An 18,318-nucleotide genomic window follows, 5' to 3' on the forward strand; every position below is an offset into this window, starting at 1 on the left:
CGGGGCCCCTAGAGCAGTCCCTGCGGCGCAGCGGCCGCATCGATGAGGCCGGGGCGCGCGACGATGTTGAGCTGTCCCAGGGAGCCGGCCGGGAGATCGGGCAACTGCTCGACGGCGGTGAGGAAGCGATCGAGCTCTGCGTCGTCGACGACCCCCGCAGCGAGCATGCGCAGCTTGGCGATGTAGTCGGCGCGGGCGAAGGGGCGCGCACCGAGGGGGTGGGCGTCGGCGACGGCGATCTCGTCCGTGATCACCGTGCCGTCCGTCAGCGTGATCTCGACCCTGCCGCCGAAGGCCTTCTCGGCGATGTCGAGCGAGTGGTAGCGCCGAGTCCACTCGGGGTCCTCGAGCGTGGTGACCTTGTGCCAGAGGGCCACCGTGTCGGGGCGTGCCGCCCGCGCCGGAGCATAGGAGTCCTCGTGGTGCCATCGACCGTCCTGCAGCGCCACCGTGAAGATGTACGGGATCGAATGGTCCAGCGTCTCGCGCGAGGCCGTCGGCTCGTACTTCTGCGGATCCTTGGCGCCGGACCCGATGACGTAGTGGGTGTGGTGCGAGGTGTGGATGACCACGGACTCGACATTCCCGGGGTCTGTCGCCTCGGGGTGGGAAGCGTGCAGGCGCCGCGCCAGGTCGATCCATGCCTGCGCCTGGTACTCGGCGGAGTGCTCCTTGGTGTACGTGTCGAGGATTGCCCGCTTCGGCTCGCCCGGCGCCGGCAGCGGCACTTCGTAGGCGGCCTCCGGTCCGTCGAGCAGCCAGGCGATGACGCCGTCCTCGCCCTCGTAGATCGGGGTCGGCGAGGTCTGGCCCCGCATGGCGCGGTCGACCGCCTCGACGGCCATCTTGCCCGCGAAGGCAGGGGCATGTGCCTTCCACGTCGAGATCTCGCCCTTGCGGGACTGGCGCGTCGCCGTCGTCGTGTGCAGGGCCTGACCGACGGCGTGGAAGATGACGTCGGGTGCGAGCCCGAGCAGGGTGCCGATCCCGGCGGCGGCGGACGGACCGAGATGGGCCACGTGGTCGATCTTGTGCTCGTGGAGGCAGATGGCCTTCACGAGGTCCACCTGGATCTCGTAGCCTGTGGCGATCGCACGGACCAGATCGTGGCCGGATGCCCCCGTGTGCTGGGCCGCGGCGAGGACCGGCGGAATGTTGTCGCCGGGGTGGGAGTAGTCGGCGGCCAGGAACGTGTCGTGGTAGTCGAGCTCCCGCACTGCCACCCCGTTGGCCCAGGCGGCCCACTCGGCGGACACCGCGGTATCCACACCGAAGACCGAGGCGCCGGCGCCGTGCGAGGAGACGGGGTGGCTGAGGGCCTGGGCGCGTGCGGCGGCGACGGGGGCTCGGGTCAGCGAGGCGAGGGCGACCGAGGCGTTGTCGATGATCCTGTTGATCACCATGTCCGTCACCTCCGGCGTGACGTCCACGGGGTCGGTCGCCACCTCGGCGATCTTCCAGGCCAGCTGCCCGGCCTTCGGGAGGTTCTCCTCGCTGCGGTGGACACGGACGGGATGCAGTTCAACCATGGTGTTCCTCAAGGTGGTTCGGGACGAGTGGCGGAGGATCGGTGGTAGCTGTGGCGCCGGCGGCACTGGCGGCACCGGTGGTACGTGAGGGTGTCGCCAGGGGCTGGGAGAGCAGGTGGTGAAGGCTGTTGTGCAGATGGACGCGCATGGCGGCCTCGGCGAGGTCCGCGTTACCCGCTCCGAGCGCGAGGGCGATCTGTTCGTGCTCGCGGGCGGAGGCGAGCAGACGTGCGGGATTGTCCCGCGCCAGCCGCCGCACCCGGGCGAGGTGGGTCCGGATCGGTTTCTGCGCCTGCAGCAGATATGGATTGGCTGCCGCAGCGTCGATCTCCTGGTCGAGGCGCGACACGAGGGCGTAGTAGCCCTTCTGGCCGTCGTCGTCGCCGTCGATGAGTCGCGGGGCCTCCGCGAACTCCTCCGCCAACGCCGCGAAGGCTCCCGGCCGGTTGCGCGCGACGGCGAGCCGCACGGCGGCGCACTCCAGTGGCAGGCGTACCTCGAACAGGTCTGCGACGGCTTCGAGGGAGATGGCCGAGACGACGACGCCGCGGCCGGAGTGCGGAGCGGCGAGGCCCTCCGCCACGAGGCGGGAGAGGGCTTCCCTCAGCGGCGTCCGTGAGACGCCGAGACGGGCCGACTGCTCCACCTCGGCCAGCAGGTCGCCCGGGACCAGCCGCCACTCGATGATGTCGCAGCGGAGGGTCGCATGGGCATGGTCGCTCGCGCGCATTCAGCCCCCTCGGCCTTCGTCTCACTGCGGAGAATCATCGCGGGATGTCCCGCCACGTCACCCCAATGTATACACCGATCCCGGCGAGAGCAACCGATCGGCCAAGATGGGCCTTGTTCGGTACCCCGCTGTATACAGCGGGTCATGCGGTTCCTTCCATTGCCGTGGTACTGTTCGTCACCGATCACGCGCGACGAGGGGCGATCATGGCTACAGGACCAGACAGTGCCGACGACGGTTCGTTCTCACCCGACGACTACCGGAGCCTGCACGCACGCAGCCTCGCCGACCCGGAGGCCTTCTGGCTGGAGGCGGCGCGGGCGGTGGACTGGTCGCAGCAGCCGGAGCGGGCGCTCGACAGCGCCGCGGCACCGCTGCACCGGTGGTTCCCCTCGGCCACCCTGAACACGAGCTACAACGCCCTGGACCGTCATGTCGAGGCCGGCCACGGCGACCGGACCGCCCTGGTGTACGACTCCGCGATGCTTGGTCTCAGCCGCACCTACACCTATGCCGACCTGCGGGACGAGGTCGCCGTCGCGGCCGGCGCCCTCGCGGACCTCGGCGTCGGCGCGGGGGACCGCGTTCTCATCTACCTCCCGATGATTCCCGAGGCGGTGATCGCGATGCTCGCGACCGCGCGGCTCGGCGCCGTCCACTCGGTGGTCTTCGGCGGCTTCGCGCCCGCCGAACTCGCCGCGCGCATCCGGGACGCGCGCCCCTCGGCCGTCGTCACGGCCTCCGGCGGCCTCGAACCCGGGCGTCGGGTCGAATACCTGCCCGCTGTCCGCGAGGCACTCGCGCTCGCGGACAGCGCGCTGACCCCGGTGATGGTGAAGCACCGGGACGGATTCGACTCCACGGGGCCGGACGGTCACCGGGCCGGGGCGCACTGGGTGGACTGGGACGAGGCCGTGGGGCGCGCCGTCGCGGTCCCGCCGGTCGAGGTCGTCGCAACGGACCCCCTCTACATCCTCTACACCTCCGGGACGACGGGTGCGCCGAAGGGAGTGGTGCGCGACAACGGAGGGCACGCCGTCGCCCTCGCCTGGTCCATGCGGTCGATCTACGGCATCGGTCCGGGTGACGTCATGCTGACGGCCTCCGACGTCGGCTGGGTGGTCGGGCACTCGTACATCGTCTACGGCCCGCTCCTGGCAGGCGCCACCACCGTGCTCTACGAGGGCAAACCCGTCGGAACACCCGACGCCGGTGCCTTCGGGCGGTTGATCGACCAGCACCGCGTGAACGTGCTGTTCACGGCGCCGACCGCACTCCGGGCCATCCGCCGGGTGGACCCGCGGGGCGAGGCGATCCGACGGCACGATCTGTCCTCCCTCCGTACCCTGTTCTCGGCGGGGGAGAGGCTGGACACCGGGACGTCCGCGTGGATCGGCGATCTCCTCGGGGTGCCCGTGGTCGACAACTGGTGGCAGACCGAGACGGGGTGGCCCATCTGCGCGAGCCCCCGCGGTCTCGGGGACCTCCCGCTCAAAGCCGGCTCCCCGTCCCTGCCCTCGCCCGGTTACGACGTCGTGGTCCTGGACGACGGGGGTTCGCCGGTTCCCGCCGGGACCGAGGGCAGCATCGCGCTGCGCCTCCCGCTGCCGCCCGGTGCACTGACCACCCTGTGGGGCAGCGACGAGCGGTACCGGGACTCCTACCTCAGCACGTTCGAGGGGTACTACACGAGCGGCGACTCCGGCTACGTGGACGAGGAAGGCTACGTGTTCGTGATGGGGCGGACCGACGACGTCATCAACGTGGCCGGACATCGCCTGTCCACCGGCGCGATCGAACAGGTGATCGCAGGGCACCCGGCCGTCGCCGAGTGCGCGGTCCTCGGAGTGGAGGATCCGCTCAAGGGCCAGCGGGCCAGCGCCTACGTGGTACTGAAAGCAGGCGAGCATCCGGATCCTGCCGAGCTCGAGGCGGACCTCGTGCGGATGGTGCGCGCCGGGATCGGGCCGGTGGCCGACTTCAGGTCGGCGACGGTGGTGGAGGCGCTGCCGAAGACCCGATCGGGGAAGATCCTCCGCAAGACCATGCGTCAGATCGCGGCGGGGAAGCCGTACACGGTGCCGTCCACCATCGAGGATGCCTCCGTCCTCGACGTGTTGAAACCGCTGCTGCGTCCGGCACAACGCGGGTGACGGGGCCGGATCAGTCCTGCCGGGACTCCCGGGCCCAGCTGTACTCGTACTCGGGGCGTCCGCGCGTGCCGTAGCGGGGTGTGCGCCGCACGGATCGCTGGTCGGCGAGGTGCTCGAGGTACCTCCGCGCCGTGACCCTCGACATCGAAAGGGCCTCCGAGACCTCGACGGCCGAGGTCGGAGCCACTTGGTTCTTGAGGAGGCGGGACACGGCGCTGAGCGTTTCGGCGGAGAGTCCCTTCGGCAGGCTCGACGCCGTCACGGGCCGGAGCGACGCGAACGCCTGGTCCACCTCCGCCTGCGTGGTGGCCGAGGCCTGCTCCACGAGCGTGCGGCGGAAGTCCTGGTACGCCGTCAGCTTCTCCGCGAACGACGAATAGGTGAACGGCTTGATGAGGTACTGCACGATCCCGGACGAGATCGCGGACCGGACCACGTGCAGATCGCGGACGGCCGTGATGGCGATGATGTCCACGGGCAGGCCGAGCCCGCGCACCCTGCGGATGATGTCCAGTCCGTGCGCGTCGGGGAGGTTCATGTCGAGCAGGATCAGGTCGGCGACCGCCTCCCGCCGTTCCCCCGGTGCGTCGGCGAGGCGCAGGAGGGAGGCGAGCTCAGCACCGCTGCGGGCCACGCCCGCCACCTCGAAACCGTCGATTCGCCGCACGTACTCGGCGTGTGCGTCCGCCGCAACGGGGTCGTCCTCCACGACCAGCACGCGGATCGAGCTCATGCGTCGTCCTCGTCCCGCGCTGCGGACCGCTTCCCTCCGGGCGCGCCGAACGGACGGGGCGACGCAGGGTGGACCGGCCCGTTGCCGCCGTCCTCGTGCGCCGGACAGGGCAATCGCACGGCGAAGCGGGCGCCGCCGTCGTCAGTATCGGTGACCTCCACGGTGCCGTGGAGGCGACGCACCGCCTGGCGGACCAGCGCCAGGCCGAAGCCGCGGCCACCCTGCGGTGTCCCGGGCCCGTGGGCCGCCTGCGGATCCTCCTGCTGCGGCTCCTGCTGCATCTTCGTGCTGTAGCCGGTCTCGAACACCCGTGCCTTGTCGGAATCGGCCAGCCCGTGGCCGTTGTCCTCGACCACGATCAGGACGTGCGAGGCCCCGTCCCCGGCGATAACCCGGCTCACGCCCAGGCGCACCAGCGGATCGGTCGCCGCCGCCGCAGCCTCGTCCATGGCGTTGTCGAGGAGGTTGCCGATGATGGTCACGAGGTCCACCGGATCGAAGAGTCCTGCCTGCGCATCCGGCTCGATCACGGGCACGAGCTCGACGCCCCGCTCGTTGGCCTGCGCGGCCTTCCCGAGGAGCAGGGCTGCGATGAACGGCTCCTCGACGGCCTCGACCACGGTGTCCGTGAGCCGCTGCGCCTGCTGCAGGTCCCGGGTGGCGAAGTCGAGGGCGTCCCGGGTCCTGCCGAGTTCCACGAGGGAGACGATGGTGTGCAGCCGGTTCGCATGCTCATGGGTCTGCGCACGCAGGGCATCGGTGAGCGTGCGCATCGTCTCCACCTGCCCGGTCAGTGCTTCGATGTCGGTGTGGTCCCGGAGGGTCGTGACGGTCCCGAGGGGCGGTTGGGGCGTGGCTGCCCGGCCCGCCGGCGTCGGCGGGATAGCCGGCTCCTGGTTCACGACGAGGACACGCTCGTCGGTGAGGTGTACCTCGTCACGCGCCCTGCGGCCCGAGGCGAGGAGGTCCCGCAGGGACGGGGCCACCGCGAGGCGTGCTGCCGGGACCGGCTGCGGCGAGCCGCTGAGCCCCAGCAGCTTCGCCGCCTGATCGTTGTACAGCACGAGGCGGCCGGTGGCGTCGGTGAGCAGCAGGCCTTCGCGCACCGAATGGAGAACCGCGTCGTAGAACACGAAGGTGCGTGAGAGGTCTGCCGGCCCCATCCCCAGGGTGGCGTCCCGGAGCCGCCGGCTGAGGAGGTAGGAGGCCAGGGCACCCAGGAGCAGGGCGCCGAGGGCGATGGCGGCGACGATCGGCAACCGGGCGTCGCGGGCGATGCCGGCCCGGTCCACGGTGATCCCCGCCGCCACCATGGCCTGGACCGTCCCGGCGTCGTCGACGACGGGGACGATCGACCGGATGGACGGCCCGAGCGTTCCCGCGAAGGTCTCGGTCTGGGTGCGGCCGGCGAGCGCCTCGGCGACCGAGCCGATGTAGGGCTTGCCGATCTGCTCGGGATTCCGGTGCGTGTACCGCGTGCGATCGGGCGCCATGATGGTGATGAAGTCGACGCCGAGGCGGTCCATGACCTCGACCGCGTAGGGCTGGAGTTCCGCCGGTGGGTCCGGCGACCGGACGGCCTCGAGCACCGCCGGCTCCAGCGCGATGGCGGTCGCCACCGCCACCATCCGCTCGCCGGTCGCGCTGTTCACACCGCGAGCGGCATCGACGTAGAGGATCCCGGACAGCGACGCCGAGAGCACCAGGATGAAGACGAGCTGCGCCACGAAGAACTGCCGCGCGAGGCTCCATCGACTCACTACCGGATCCTGCTCCTTCCGGGCTCACGGGGGCCGGGACGACGTTCCCGCCGGCCACGACCAGTATGAACGCAAGGGTGACCGGGGTCACTCGACCGCCGACGATGAGGGGGAACCACCCAACACTACGCCCCCCGGCAGGACCAGCCCGGACGACGAACGACCTTCGTCCGGGACACGCCGCCGGCACGTGGCACCCCGAGGAGAACATCATGGCTATGGCGCCGTCCCGGTCCGGCAGAGGACCAGCACAACCCCGCAAGAAGGTCGACAAGACCCATTTCCTGTACATCGCCGTCATCGCCGCCGTCATTCTCGGCGCGATCCTCGGCCTCGTTCTCCCGGACTTCGCGAAATCGCTCAAGCCGCTCGGCACCGGGTTCATCAGCCTCATCAAGATGATGATCGCCCCCATCATCTTCTGCACCATCGTGCTGGGCGTCGGATCGATCGCGAAGGCAGCGACGGTCGGCAAGGTGGGCGGCCTCGCTCTCGGCTACTTCATGATCATGTCGACGTTCGCACTCGCGATCGGCCTGGTGGTGGGCAACCTGATCCAGCCCGGCGAAGGCCTCGACATCTCGTCGTCGACCTACGAGGTCCCCGCCGCCGCCGAGGGTGCGGCGGAGGGCACGGTCGGCTTCCTGCTCAGCATCATCCCCACGACACTGCTGTCCGCCCTGACGGGCCCCAGCATCCTCCAGACCCTGTTCATCGCCCTCCTCGTGGGGTTCGCCCTGCAGAAGATGGGTTCGGCGGGCGCGCCGATCCTGCGCGGTATCGGGCACATCCAGGCACTCGTCTTCCGCATCCTCATCATGATCATGTGGCTCGCGCCGATCGGTGCCTTCGGTGCTATCGCCGCCGTCGTCGGGGAGACCGGGGTACAGGCGATCATCAGTATGGCAACGCTCATGATCGCGTTCTACCTCACCTGCGCCCTGTTCATCGTGGTGATCCTCGGAGGCCTCCTGCGGATGGTCACCGGCGTCAGTATCTTCAAGCTCATGAAGTACCTCGGACGCGAATACCTGCTGATCTTCAGCACCTCGTCCTCCGAGGCCGCGCTGCCCCGACTCATCGCCAAGATGGAACACCTCGGTGTCTCCAAGCCGGTTGTCGGCGTCACCGTGCCCACGGGCTACTCCTTCAACCTGGACGGCACCGCGATCTACCTCACCATGGCGGCGCTGTTCGTCGCCGAGGCACTCGGGAAGCCGCTGGCCCTGGGTGAGCAGATCTCGCTGCTGGTCTTCATGATCATCGCCTCCAAGGGAGCGGCCGGCGTCACGGGAGCCGGCCTCGCAACCCTCGCCGGCGGCCTGCAGTCCCACCGCCCCGACCTGGTCGACGGCGTCGGCCTGATCGTCGGGATCGACCGCTTCATGTCCGAGGCCCGCGCCCTCACCAATTTCACGGGCAATGCCGTGGCCACGGTCCTGATCGGCACGTGGACGAAGGAGATCGACCGCGGCCGCGTGGACGAGGTCCTGGACGGTCGCATGCCGTTCGACGAGAGCACCATGACCACCGACCACCGCTTCGACGACGACAACGACGTCGAGGAGAGCTCGGCCGTGAAGACCGAGGCCGCGGTGCAGGGCACCACAGCGCGCTGACCAATCGCGCGGGTGGAAGGACGGCGACGGCTCCGGGTATCCGGGCCGTCGCCGTCCTCGTCCACCCGGTTCCACCACCCCTCCTGCAGGGCCGATGCGGAGCCGCGCCGGGCCGTGCGGACGGCAGCCCGGAGCGAAGCTTGGACCTCAGGTTGAGGCTCAAGGCTCGGGGGCCGTCCGCCCCCTTCTCCGCGGGGGCCGTCCCGGGCGTTGTACGGTTGACCAAGAGAAAAGCAGTCCGGGAGGTTCGAATCCCGACCGGCCCGCACCGGATCTGATGGAAGCGTGGAAAAAGACGTGAGTACTGAACAGGGTTCCCCTCTGCCCGGCGCAGCGGACGCGGAGATGGGCCCGACGGGGCGCCCCGTGACGGAGTTCCCTGAGCCCCGCGTCCTCGAGTCGCACGGCCCGGCCAGGGTCATCGCCATGGTCAACCAGAAGGGTGGGGTCGGCAAGACGACCTCCACCATCAACCTCGGGGCGGCCCTCGCGGAAGCCGGCCGCAAGGTGCTGCTCGTCGACTTCGATCCGCAGGGCGCACTGTCCGCGGGCCTCGGCACCAACCCCCACGAGCTGGACGTCACGGTCTACAACGTCCTGATGGACCGCAAGGTGACCATTCATGACGCCATCCAGCACACCGCGATCGATAACATCGACCTCCTGCCGGCCAACATCGACCTCTCGGCCGCCGAGGTGCAGCTCGTCAACGAGGTGGCCCGCGAGCAGGTGCTCGATCGCGCACTGCGCAAGGTCTCCGACGACTACGACGTCATCCTCATCGACTGCCAGCCCTCCCTCGGGCTCCTCACCGTCAACGCCCTGACCGCCGCGCACGGAGTCATCATCCCGCTCATCTGCGAGTTCTTCGCGCTGCGCGCGGTGGCCCTCCTGGTGGAGACCATCGAGAAGGTCCAGGACCGGCTCAATCCCCGCCTGCAGATCGACGGTGTCCTCGCGACCATGTACGACGCCAGGACGCTGCACAGCCGCGAGGTCATCGCCCGCCTGGTCGAGGCTTTCGGTGACAAGGTGTTCGAGACAGTGATCAAGCGCACCATCAAGTTCGCCGATGCCACCGTCGCGGCGGAGCCGATCACCTCCTATGCCGCCAACCACTCGGGTGCCGATGCCTACCGCCGCCTTGCCAAGGAGCTCATCGCCAGGGGTGGAGCACCCTAGTGCGGGCGTGCGGTACCGGCCGGGCCCGGTAGATGGCGGCCATGCCCTCCGCACCGGCGCCGGAACAGCGGACGACGGCTGGCGCGCTGCCCGCCGACGGAACGGTGACGGACACCGGGGGCGCCGCGGCCTCGACATCCCGCCGCCCGACCGTGTTCGAAGTGCAGCTGGTCAACTTCACCGGTCCGTTCGACCTGCTGCTGATTCTCATCTCGCGGCGTGAACTCGACATCACGGAGATCGCGCTCGCGCAGGTCACAGACGAGTTCATCGCCCATATCCGCCGGATCCAGGCTGCCGAGGGGGAGTGGAAGCTCGACGAGGCGAGCGAGTTCCTCGTCGTCGCGGCAACCCTCCTCGACCTGAAGGCCGCGCGGCTGCTCCCCGCCGGCGCCGTCGAGGACGAGGAGGACATCGCGCTGCTCGAGGCGAGGGACCTCCTGTTCGCCCGGCTGCTCCAGTACCGCGCCTTCAAGGAGATGGCGCGCCACCTCGCAGAGCGGTTCGAGGAGGAGGATTCCCGGCACGCACGCGAGGTGCCGCTGGAGCCGCAGTTCACCAGACTGCTGCCCGAACTCGTCTGGAAGCACTCGCCCGAGGAGTTCGCCGCCGTCGCGGCCGCTGTCCTCGCTCCACGGGAGGAAAAGCCCACCCGGGTCGGGATCGAGCACCTGCACGCCCCTCCCGTCAGCGTCCGGGACGAGGCCATGGTGCTGCAGGAGCTCCTGACCGCGCGGGGCCCGCTGTCCTTCCGGCAGCTCACGGAGGACGCCGCAAGCAGGCTCGTTCTGGTGGTGCGATTCCTCGCCCTGCTCGAACTCTTCCGCGACGGCGCCATCTCCTTCGAGCAGGCGGCGCCGCTCTCCGACCTGCTGGTGCGGTGGAGCGCGGAGGACGAACGCTGGTCGGCCGCAGCCCTGAGCAGCGATTTCGAGAACGACAGTGACAGTGACAGTGACAGCCAGGGCGACGGCGACAGTGACAGTGACAGTGACGGCGACAGTGACAGTGACAGCAACGGGGGAAGCGGCGGTGACGACCCTGCGGACGACGCGGCGGACGACTCTGGGGACGCCGCGGCGGAGACACATGGCGGAGGACTCGGATGACTGACAGTGGCTGGGGGCCTGTCCCGGGGGAGGGGCCCGTGACGGAGTTGCCGGGCGGACTGCGCGGCGCCGTGGAGGCGATCCTCATGGTGGCCGACCGTCCCGTGACCGACGAGCAGCTCGCGGCGGTGCTCGGAACGCCGACCGACGCGGTGCACGCGGTGCTCGTGGACCTGCAGTGCGAGTACGACGGCTATACTGGCTCAGGCCCCGAGGGCGCCGAACCATCCGCGCCGCGCGGCTTCGAACTCAGGAACATCGCCGGCGGGTGGCGCATCTTCTCCCGGAAACACTTCGCATCCGTCGTCGCCGACTTCGTGCTGGACGGCCAATCGGCCCGGCTCTCCCAGGCGGCGCTGGAAACCCTGGCGGTCGTCGCGTACCGCCAGCCCGTGTCCCGGGCCCGGGTATCGGCGATCCGGGGCGTCAACGTCGACTCCGTGGTCCGCACCCTGCTGCAGCGCGGACTGGTGGTCGAGCGAGAGACCGATCCCGAGACCGGCGCCGTCCTGTATGGGACCACGACGCTGTTTCTGGAAAGATTGGGGCTGGGCAGTGTGGACGAGCTGCCCCGCATCGCTCCCCATCTCCCGGGTCTCGAGAGTCTCGGGGAGTACGACGAGACGACGTACTGAGCAGCCATGCGCAGAGCAGTGATGAACGAGCAGTGACGAACGAGCAGTGACGAACACGGCAGTACCTACCCGAAGGACGACATGACACAGCAGCCAGGATCCGGTTCCGGACGCAATACACCGCGCCGCGGTGGGTCCTCCGGGCGCCCCTCCGACGCTGACCGCAGGTCGTCCTCCCCGCGGAGCGGTTCGGGTCAGGGCGGACGAGCCGGAGGCCGTTCCGCCTCCGGCGAGGGTCGTTCGTTCCCGTCGCGTGATGATCGTGGTGGCCGTTCCGGCGAGGGCCGTGCACAGGGCGGCGAGCGCCGTGAGTCGGCCGACGGCCGCGCCCGCTCCGCCGCGGGCCGCCCATCAGCTGGGACGCCGTCGAGCCGCTTCGGCGCGAAGGCGGGCCGTGCGGGCAAGCCCGGTCGGCCGGGCCAGGACGGCGGCCCGCGCCAGAAGCCCGCGGGAGCGAAGGCGTTCGGCAAGGAGCGGTTCGGCCAGAATCTCGGTCCCGTCCGCACCGCGCGGCCCAAGCGCTCCGCCAGGCCCGCCGACGAGATCGACGTCCACAACCCCGAGGGCGTGCGCCTCCAGAAGGTCATGGCCCTCGCGGGTGTGGCCTCCCGCCGTGTCTGCGAGGAGATGATCCTCGACGGCCGCGTCGAGGTGGACGGTACCGTCGTGACCGAGCTCGGCGTCCGGGTGGACCCCGAGCAGGTCGCCATCCACGTGGACGGCATCCGACTGCAGCTCAACGAGCATCTGAAGTACTACGTCTTCAACAAGCCGCGCGGCGTCGTCTCCACCATGGAGGACCCGGAGGGCCGCCGCTGCATCAGCGACTTCCTGAAGAACAAGGACAAGAGCGAGCGGCTGTTCCACGTCGGCCGCCTCGATGCCGAGACCGAGGGCCTGCTGCTCCTGACGAACGACGGCGAGCTGACGAACCGCCTCACCCACCCGTCCTACGAGGTCCCGAAGACCTACCTCGTCCAGGTCCGCGGTCCCATGGCGCAGGGCATCGGCGCCCAGATGAAGGAGGGTATCGAGCTCGAGGACGGCCTCGCGAAGGTCGACTCCTTCAAGCTCGTCGACTCGACCCCCGGGCACATCCTGGTCGAGGTAGTCCTGCACTCGGGGCGCAACCGCGTGGTCCGGCGGCTCTTCGACGCCGTCGGGCACCCCGTGGAGCGCCTCGTCCGCACCCAGGTGGGCCCCATCCGCGTCGGGGACCAGCGCCAGGGCAGCATCCGCGTGCTCGGCCGCCAGGAGGTAGGGCACCTGTTGGCATCGGTGGGCCTCTAGTCGATGACCGAGCGCACGGAACAGGACACGCATCTCGCCGGTCCGGTCCTCATCGTGGGGGCCGGTCTGCTCGGCGCGAGCATCGGCCTGGGCCTGCGTGCGCGCGGGCTCGACGTCGTCCTGGCCGACAGCTCGCCGTCGACGGAGGCCGTGGCCCGCGACATCGGTGCCGGCAGGCTCCGGGCGGAGCTCGACGCCGGTGAGGCCTTCCTCCCGGAACTCGTCGTGGTGGCCACGCCCCCGGACGTCACCGCGCGCGCCGTCGCCGATGCGTTGCAGACCTACCCGCGGGCAGTCGTCGTGGACATCTGCAGCGTGAAGGAAGCGATCCTGCGCGAACTCGGGGCCATCCCCGGCGCCGCCGCCCACCTGGCGCGCTACGTCGGGACGCACCCGATGGCGGGTCGGGAGAAATCCGGCCCCGTCGCTGCCCGCGCCGAACTCTTCACGGGCGCCCCCTGGGTCCTGTGCGCACACACCACGAGCGCGCCGGATGCCGTCCTGCGGGCGGAATCGCTCGCCGTCGATCTCGGTGCCGTGCCGGCGCGCATGACAGCGGAGGAGCACGACGGCGCGGTGGCCCTGATCTCGCACCTTCCGCAGGTCGTGTCCTCCCTGGTCGCAAGCCGCCTCCAGGACTCGCCCGTGCAGGCCCTCGCGCTGGCAGGGAACGGGCTGCGCGACGTCACGCGGATCGCCGCGAGTGATCCCAGGCTCTGGGTGCAGATCCTCTCCGCCAATGCCGGGCGCCTCGTCGACATCCTGTACGGGGTGCGCGAGGACCTGGACCGCCTCATCACGACCCTGGAGGACCCCACCGCCGGGGGAGCCCGGCTGGACATGGCGCAGCTCATGACCGAGGGGAATGCAGGCCAGGCCCGGGTGCCGGGGAAGCACGGCACCCCGCCGAACTCGTTCGCGCGGCTCACCGTGCTGGTCGACGACGTCCCCGGCCAGATCGCGAAGCTCCTGACGGAGATCGGCCACACCGGCATCAACGTCGAGGACTTCCGGCTCGAGCATTCACCCGGGCGGCAGGTGGGGCTCGCGGAGCTCTCGGTCCTGCCCGGCAAGCGACAAGAACTGACAGAGTCCCTGACCCAGCGGGGCTGGAAGGTAGTGCAGTGATCCCGACATCAGCAGCATCAGAAGCACCCGCGGCAGCGGACGCGAGGCCGTTCTCCGGTTTCCGCCTCGGCAAGTCGCTCGTGGTGGCGATCGACGGCCCCTCCGGTTCCGGCAAGTCGAGCGTCAGCCGTGAGGTGGCCCGCCGCCTCCGCGCGGCGTACCTCGACACGGGCGCCATGTACCGCGCCGTGACCCTCCACTGCGTCGCCACGGGCGTGGACCTGCACGACGGCGCCGCGGTCGAGGCGGCCGCCCGGGATATCGAGCTGTTCATCAGCACGAGCCCCGATCTCGAGTCCGTGACGATCGCGGGCGACGACGTCACGGCGGCCATCCGCGAGCCCGAGGTGTCCTCCGCCGTCAGCGCCGTCGCCACCACGATGGGCGCGCGCGCCGAACTGATCCGGCGCCAGCGTGCGCTGATCGCCGGGGCGGGCCATCGCATCGTCGCGGAGGGACGCGACATCACCACCGTCGTCGCCCCTGACGCCGAGGTGCGCATCCTGCTCACCGCCAGCGAGGAGGCGCGGCTGCGCCGCCGCGGCGACCAGCTCGGGGGGACGCAGACGGACGCGCAGCTGAAGCAGCAGGTCCTCGACCGCGACGCCCGTGATTCAGCGGTCGTGAACTTCCACCAGGCCGCCGACGGCGTGGTCACCCTCGATTCGTCCGATCTCGACTTCGAGCAGACCGTCTCGGCCGTCCTCGACGTCGTCCGCATCGTGGCGCACTGACTCGCCCCCCACTCTCCGGGCTCACGCCCACCAGGATTGCCGTCGGGAGACGGTGAACACCAACCGAAGGAACGAATGATGAGCGAGAACCTTTCGCCGAACGCGACCGGCCCCGGTGCCGGGTCCGACGAGGACTACGAGCCGACCGGAGAGGACCAGGTCAGCGAGCTGCTCGAGACGCTCGACGACGCCGAGGCCGAGCAGCGTGCCGCCTCGCTGCGCGCGGGTCTGGAGGACTACGAGCTCGACGACGAGGACGCCGCGCTCCTCGCCCGCCAGGACGAGGACTACGACGACGAGGCCGAGGGGCGGCTCAACCCCGTCCTCGCCATCGTCGGACGGCCGAACGTGGGCAAGTCCACCCTGGTGAACCGCATCCTCGGGCGCCGCGAGGCCGTCGTCGAGGACACCCCCGGTGTCACGCGCGACCGGGTGTCCTACCCGGCCCAGTGGACGGGGCACAACTTCACCCTGGTGGACACGGGTGGCTGGGAACAGGATGCCAAGGGGATCAACGCGCGCGTCGCCGACCAGGCGGAGATCGCCGTCGACATGGCCGATGCCGTGCTGCTCGTGGTCGATGCCACCGTCGGGGCCACCGCCACCGACGAGGCCGTAGTGCGGATGCTGCGCCGCAAGAAGAAGCCGGTCATCCTCGTGGCCAACAAGGTGGACGACATCCAGAACGAGGCCGACGCCTCGGTGCTGTGGGGTCTCGGATTCGGGCAGCCCTGGCCCGTCTCGGCCCTGCACGGCCGCGGCACCGCCGACATGCTGGACAAGGTCGTCGAGATCCTGCCGGAGTTCTCCGAGCACGGTGGCATCGAGCGGTCAGGAGGCCCCCGCCGGGTCGCCCTCATCGGCCGGCCCAACGTCGGCAAGTCCTCGCTGCTCAACAAGCTCGCCGGGTCCGACCGCGTGGTCGTCGATCCGCTCGCCGGCACCACGCGCGATCCGGTGGACGAGATGATCGAGCTCGGCGGCCGCACGTGGCGTTTCGTCGACACCGCGGGTATCCGCCGCCGGGTCCACATGCAGCAGGGCGCCGACTTCTACGCCTCGCTGCGCACGCAGTCGGCCCTCGAGAAGGCGGAGGTCGCCGTCGTGCTCCTCGCCGTGGACGAGATCCTCAGCGAGCAGGACGTCCGCATCCTCAACATGGCCATCGAGTCCGGCCGGTCGATCGTGCTGGCCTTCAACAAGTGGGACCTGCTCGACGACGAGCGCCGCCGCTATCTCGAGCGCGAGATCGAGCAGGACCTCGCGCACGTGGACTGGGCGCCGCGCGTCAATATCTCGGCCCTCACCGGCTGGCACAAGGACCGCCTGGTGCCGGCGCTCGACGTCGCCCTCGAGTCCTGGGACCGGCGTATCCCCACCGGACGCCTGAACGCGTTCCTCGGCGAGCTCGTCGCAGCCCACCCGCATCCGGTGCGCGGCGGCAAGCAGCCCCGGATCCTCTTCGGCACGCAGGCCTCGAGCCGGCCGCCGAAATTCGTCCTCTTCACCACGGGCTTCCTCGACCCGGGCTACCGCCGTTTTATCACGCGCCGCCTCCGGGAGACGTTCGGCTTCGAGGGCACGCCGATCGAGGTCAGCATGCGCGTCCGGGAGAAGCGCAGCCGCAAGCGCTGACGCCCGTACGGTGCCGTCCGATGTGCCGAGCCGCCCGGAGAATGCTGTATTGTTATCCGAGTGGTTTGGCCCGCTGGACGGGCCGATCGGGATGTGGCGCAGCTTGGTAGCGCACTTGACTGGGGGTCAAGGGGTCGCAGGTTCAAATCCTGTCATCCCGACACTGCAGAGCCCGTTCCCACCGGTTTTCGGACCGGAGGGGGCGGGCTTTTCGCATTCCGCGAGGGTCCTGCCACGCGGCGACTCCTGTGGCTGAGAGGGGCGTCACGCAGGTTGTCGGTTATGCCTATACTCGACCAGTACCCGCACGGCCGGCTGTTCCAGGCACCGTTGCAGACCGCGTCAGAAAGGCAACCATGAGCAACATTCCCGATGGCCTCTACTACACCGCGGAGCACGAGTGGGTCAGCGAGCCCACGGTCGACGGCACGGTGCGCATCGGCATCACCGACTTCGCACAGGACGCCCTCGGAGACGTCGTCTACGTGCAGATGCCGGACTCCGGGACCGCCGTCACGGGCGCCGACGTCATCGGCGAGGTCGAGTCGACCAAGAGCGTCAGCGACATCTACGCACCGATCACCGGCGAGGTCGTGGGGCGCAACGCGGCGCTCGACGACGACCCGTCCCTGATCAACACCGACCCCTACGGTGAGGGGTGGCTTCTCGAGATCAAGGTGTCCGATCCCTCGGTGGTCCAGGGGCTGCTGAGTTCAGCCGATTACTCCCAGCAGGTAGGCTAGATCCACCCGGCGAACGCGGCCGTACACAAGCGCCAGACCGGGCACATCCGGCTGAAGCCGAGCAGCAGGGGGAGGAAAGACCAATGGTGCCCACCGTGAATCCAGCCGTGAATGGAGAAGAGCCGAACATGACGTCTCCTGAGACAACCACGATCGGTCTGCCGCCGCAGGTCGCCACGACGGATCTGGAACGGCTCCTGACCCGCGAGGAGCAAGCCTCCGTCGCGGCGCTCCCCACAGGGTCCGCCCTCCTGATCGCCCACTCGGGGCCGAATGCCGGCGCCCGATTCCTGCTCGACGAGGACATCACCAAAGCCGGACGCCACCCCAACGCGGACATCTTCCTCGACGACGTCACCGTGTCGAGGCAGCACGCCGAGTTCCGGCGGACCGGCACTGGCTTCATGGTCGTGGACACCCGCAGCCTCAACGGCACCTACGTGAACAACGACCGCGTGGACAGCGTCGCCCTCCGCAATGGCAACGAGGTTCAGATCGGGAAGTTCCGCCTGACCTTCTACGCGGCACGCACGGCTCCCGGTACGGCCGGGCAGCAGACCACAGAGCAGGCCTAGTCCGCTTCATGCCTGTCTCCCAACCCGCCCGTCCACCGGCCGGCGTCGCCTCCGGCCACTCCGCTGCCGGCGTCCTGACCATCGGTGAGGTGCTGCGTGAACTGTCGGGGGACTTCCCCCAGGTCAGCGCGTCGAAGATCCGCTTCCTCGAGGAGAAGGGCCTGATCACGCCGCAGCGGACGCGCGCCGGGTACCGCAAGTACGGATCGCACGACGTCGAGCGGCTGCGGTTCGTCCTTGCCCTGCAGCGGGACCAGTACCTTCCGCTCAAGGTGATCAAGGACTACGTCGACGCGATCGACCGCGGTGAACGCCCCGACTCCCTGCCGGGCGGGATGACCCTCGCACCGCGGGCGGTCTCCGACCAGGTGTCCCGGGAGCTCACGGCCCATGCGCGGCGACTGACGGCCGAGACGCTGGCGGCGGAGGCCGGGGCGCCGCGCCGGCTCGTCGACGACCTGGTGAGTTTCGGCCTCATCACCGCCGTTGACAACCGTTTCGACGAGCACGCGCTCAACATCACGAAGGCGTGCGTGCAGCTCGAGGGCCACGGCATCGAACCGCGCCACCTCCGGCCGTTCCGCGCGGCGGCCGACCGCGAGCTCGGTCTCGTCGAGCGAGTCGTCGCGCCCGTGGCATCCCGCAAGGATGTCGCGTCCAAGGCGCGCGCCGCCGAGACCGCCCGCGAGATCAGTGAGCTCTGCCTCGGCCTGCACAGCGCCCTCGTCCACAGCCACATCGCCCGGATGGACAGTTAGGCTTC

At 69.9% G+C, this 18,318-nt stretch carries 16 protein-coding genes and 1 tRNA gene; 13 read left to right on the forward strand and 4 right to left on the reverse strand.

The features are described from left to right. Nucleotides 1-8 precede the first annotated feature (8 nt). Both FJV46_RS11515 and FJV46_RS11520 read right to left on the reverse strand, forming a co-directional pair. Nucleotides 9-1,529, reverse strand: coding sequence for an MmgE/PrpD family protein (locus FJV46_RS11515; RefSeq protein WP_087025630.1), 1,521 nt, complete (start codon nucleotides 1,527-1,529; stop codon nucleotides 9-11). Then, nucleotides 1,522-2,259, reverse strand: a complete 738-nt coding sequence (locus tag FJV46_RS11520; protein WP_087025632.1) for a GntR family transcriptional regulator — start codon at nucleotides 2,257-2,259, stop codon at nucleotides 1,522-1,524. The genes FJV46_RS11515 and FJV46_RS11520 overlap by 8 nt, the downstream gene beginning before the upstream one ends. 206 nt (nucleotides 2,260-2,465) lie before the next feature. Here FJV46_RS11520 and FJV46_RS11525 point away from each other — a divergent pair, with 206 nt between their 5' ends. Further along, nucleotides 2,466-4,412 (forward strand): AMP-binding protein, encoded by a 1,947-nt coding sequence (locus FJV46_RS11525; RefSeq protein ID WP_087025635.1) that lies wholly within the window; start codon nucleotides 2,466-2,468, stop codon nucleotides 4,410-4,412. 10 nt (nucleotides 4,413-4,422) lie between these two features. Here FJV46_RS11525 and FJV46_RS11530 read toward each other — a convergent pair whose 3' ends face one another. Together FJV46_RS11530 and FJV46_RS11535 are read right to left on the reverse strand one after the other, a co-directional pair. Continuing rightward, nucleotides 4,423-5,145 (reverse strand): response regulator, encoded by a 723-nt coding sequence (locus FJV46_RS11530; RefSeq protein ID WP_087025638.1) that lies wholly within the window; start codon nucleotides 5,143-5,145, stop codon nucleotides 4,423-4,425. Further along, on the reverse strand, nucleotides 5,142-6,905 hold the full coding sequence (locus FJV46_RS11535) for a sensor histidine kinase (protein ID WP_087025641.1): 1,764 nt from the start codon (nucleotides 6,903-6,905) through the stop codon (nucleotides 5,142-5,144). The genes FJV46_RS11530 and FJV46_RS11535 overlap by 4 nt, the downstream gene beginning before the upstream one ends. 218 nt (nucleotides 6,906-7,123) lie before the next feature. On the opposite strand from FJV46_RS11535, the gene FJV46_RS11540 reads away from it, so the two are divergent. The 12 genes from FJV46_RS11540 (at nucleotide 7,124) to ftsR (ending at nucleotide 18,313) form a co-directional block, all read left to right on the forward strand. Beyond that, on the forward strand, nucleotides 7,124-8,524 hold the full coding sequence (locus tag FJV46_RS11540; RefSeq protein WP_087025644.1) for a cation:dicarboxylate symporter family transporter: 1,401 nt from the start codon (nucleotides 7,124-7,126) through the stop codon (nucleotides 8,522-8,524). Nucleotides 8,525-8,821: 297 nt separating this feature from the next. Then, entirely contained in the window at nucleotides 8,822-9,706 is an 885-nt protein-coding gene (locus FJV46_RS11545; RefSeq protein ID WP_087025646.1) for a ParA family protein, read from the forward strand. Nucleotides 9,707-9,747: 41 nt separating this feature from the next. Continuing rightward, nucleotides 9,748-10,815: a segregation and condensation protein A gene (locus FJV46_RS11550; protein ID WP_087025649.1), complete on the forward strand. Its 1,068-nt coding sequence runs from the start codon at nucleotides 9,748-9,750 to the stop codon at nucleotides 10,813-10,815. Then, on the forward strand, nucleotides 10,812-11,450 hold the full coding sequence (gene scpB / locus FJV46_RS11555) for an SMC-Scp complex subunit ScpB (protein ID WP_087025652.1): 639 nt from the start codon (nucleotides 10,812-10,814) through the stop codon (nucleotides 11,448-11,450). Before FJV46_RS11550 ends, scpB begins: the two co-directional genes overlap by 4 nt. 81 nt (nucleotides 11,451-11,531) lie before the next feature. Next, nucleotides 11,532-12,740, forward strand: a complete 1,209-nt coding sequence (locus FJV46_RS11560; RefSeq protein ID WP_087025655.1) for a pseudouridine synthase — start codon at nucleotides 11,532-11,534, stop codon at nucleotides 12,738-12,740. A gap of 3 nt (nucleotides 12,741-12,743) precedes the next feature. Then, nucleotides 12,744-13,868 (forward strand): prephenate dehydrogenase, encoded by a 1,125-nt coding sequence (locus tag FJV46_RS11565; RefSeq protein ID WP_087025658.1) that lies wholly within the window; start codon nucleotides 12,744-12,746, stop codon nucleotides 13,866-13,868. A gap of 80 nt (nucleotides 13,869-13,948) precedes the next feature. Next, nucleotides 13,949-14,602, forward strand: a complete 654-nt coding sequence (gene cmk, locus FJV46_RS11570) for a (d)CMP kinase (protein WP_232008668.1) — start codon at nucleotides 13,949-13,951, stop codon at nucleotides 14,600-14,602. Nucleotides 14,603-14,680: 78 nt separating this feature from the next. Then, nucleotides 14,681-16,237, forward strand: coding sequence for a ribosome biogenesis GTPase Der (gene der / locus FJV46_RS11575; RefSeq protein WP_087025819.1), 1,557 nt, complete (start codon nucleotides 14,681-14,683; stop codon nucleotides 16,235-16,237). Nucleotides 16,238-16,324: 87 nt separating this feature from the next. Beyond that, nucleotides 16,325-16,398: transfer RNA gene (locus FJV46_RS11580), tRNA-Pro, on the forward strand. Between the two features lie 195 nt (nucleotides 16,399-16,593). Beyond that, nucleotides 16,594-16,980: a glycine cleavage system protein GcvH gene (gene gcvH, locus FJV46_RS11585; RefSeq protein WP_087025661.1), complete on the forward strand. Its 387-nt coding sequence runs from the start codon at nucleotides 16,594-16,596 to the stop codon at nucleotides 16,978-16,980. A gap of 128 nt (nucleotides 16,981-17,108) precedes the next feature. Then, the gene (locus FJV46_RS11590; RefSeq protein WP_232008624.1) at nucleotides 17,109-17,555 is read left to right on the forward strand and encodes an FHA domain-containing protein; all 447 of its coding nucleotides are present in this window, start codon (nucleotides 17,109-17,111) and stop codon (nucleotides 17,553-17,555) included. 8 nt (nucleotides 17,556-17,563) lie between these two features. Further along, nucleotides 17,564-18,313, forward strand: coding sequence for a transcriptional regulator FtsR (gene ftsR / locus FJV46_RS11595; RefSeq protein WP_087025666.1), 750 nt, complete (start codon nucleotides 17,564-17,566; stop codon nucleotides 18,311-18,313). The last annotated feature ends 5 nt before the right edge of the window (nucleotides 18,314-18,318 follow it).

The organism is Arthrobacter agilis, from assembly GCF_006494655.1.
GTDB classification, from domain to species: domain Bacteria; phylum Actinomycetota; class Actinomycetes; order Actinomycetales; family Micrococcaceae; genus Arthrobacter_D; species Arthrobacter_D agilis.

Bases quoted from the DNA above. Each gene is read 5' to 3' on its own strand.
- FJV46_RS11515 (WP_087025630.1), bottom strand. From the start codon at position 1,529: ATGGTTGAACTGCATCCCGTCCGTGTCCACCGCAGCGAGGAGAACCTC.
- FJV46_RS11520 (WP_087025632.1), bottom strand. From the start codon at position 2,259: ATGCGCGCGAGCGACCATGCCCATGCGACCCTCCGCTGCGACATCATC.
- FJV46_RS11525 (WP_087025635.1), top strand. From the start codon at position 2,466: ATGGCTACAGGACCAGACAGTGCCGACGACGGTTCGTTCTCACCCGAC.
- FJV46_RS11530 (WP_087025638.1), bottom strand. From the start codon at position 5,145: ATGAGCTCGATCCGCGTGCTGGTCGTGGAGGACGACCCCGTTGCGGCG.
- FJV46_RS11540 (WP_087025644.1), top strand. From the start codon at position 7,124: ATGGCGCCGTCCCGGTCCGGCAGAGGACCAGCACAACCCCGCAAGAAG.
- FJV46_RS11550 (WP_087025649.1), top strand. From the start codon at position 9,748: ATGCCCTCCGCACCGGCGCCGGAACAGCGGACGACGGCTGGCGCGCTG.
- scpB (WP_087025652.1), top strand. From the start codon at position 10,812: ATGACTGACAGTGGCTGGGGGCCTGTCCCGGGGGAGGGGCCCGTGACG.
- FJV46_RS11560 (WP_087025655.1), top strand. From the start codon at position 11,532: ATGACACAGCAGCCAGGATCCGGTTCCGGACGCAATACACCGCGCCGC.
- FJV46_RS11565 (WP_087025658.1), top strand. From the start codon at position 12,744: ATGACCGAGCGCACGGAACAGGACACGCATCTCGCCGGTCCGGTCCTC.
- der (WP_087025819.1), top strand. From the start codon at position 14,681: ATGAGCGAGAACCTTTCGCCGAACGCGACCGGCCCCGGTGCCGGGTCC.
- gcvH (WP_087025661.1), top strand. From the start codon at position 16,594: ATGAGCAACATTCCCGATGGCCTCTACTACACCGCGGAGCACGAGTGG.
- FJV46_RS11590 (WP_232008624.1), top strand. From the start codon at position 17,109: ATGACGTCTCCTGAGACAACCACGATCGGTCTGCCGCCGCAGGTCGCC.
- ftsR (WP_087025666.1), top strand. From the start codon at position 17,564: ATGCCTGTCTCCCAACCCGCCCGTCCACCGGCCGGCGTCGCCTCCGGC.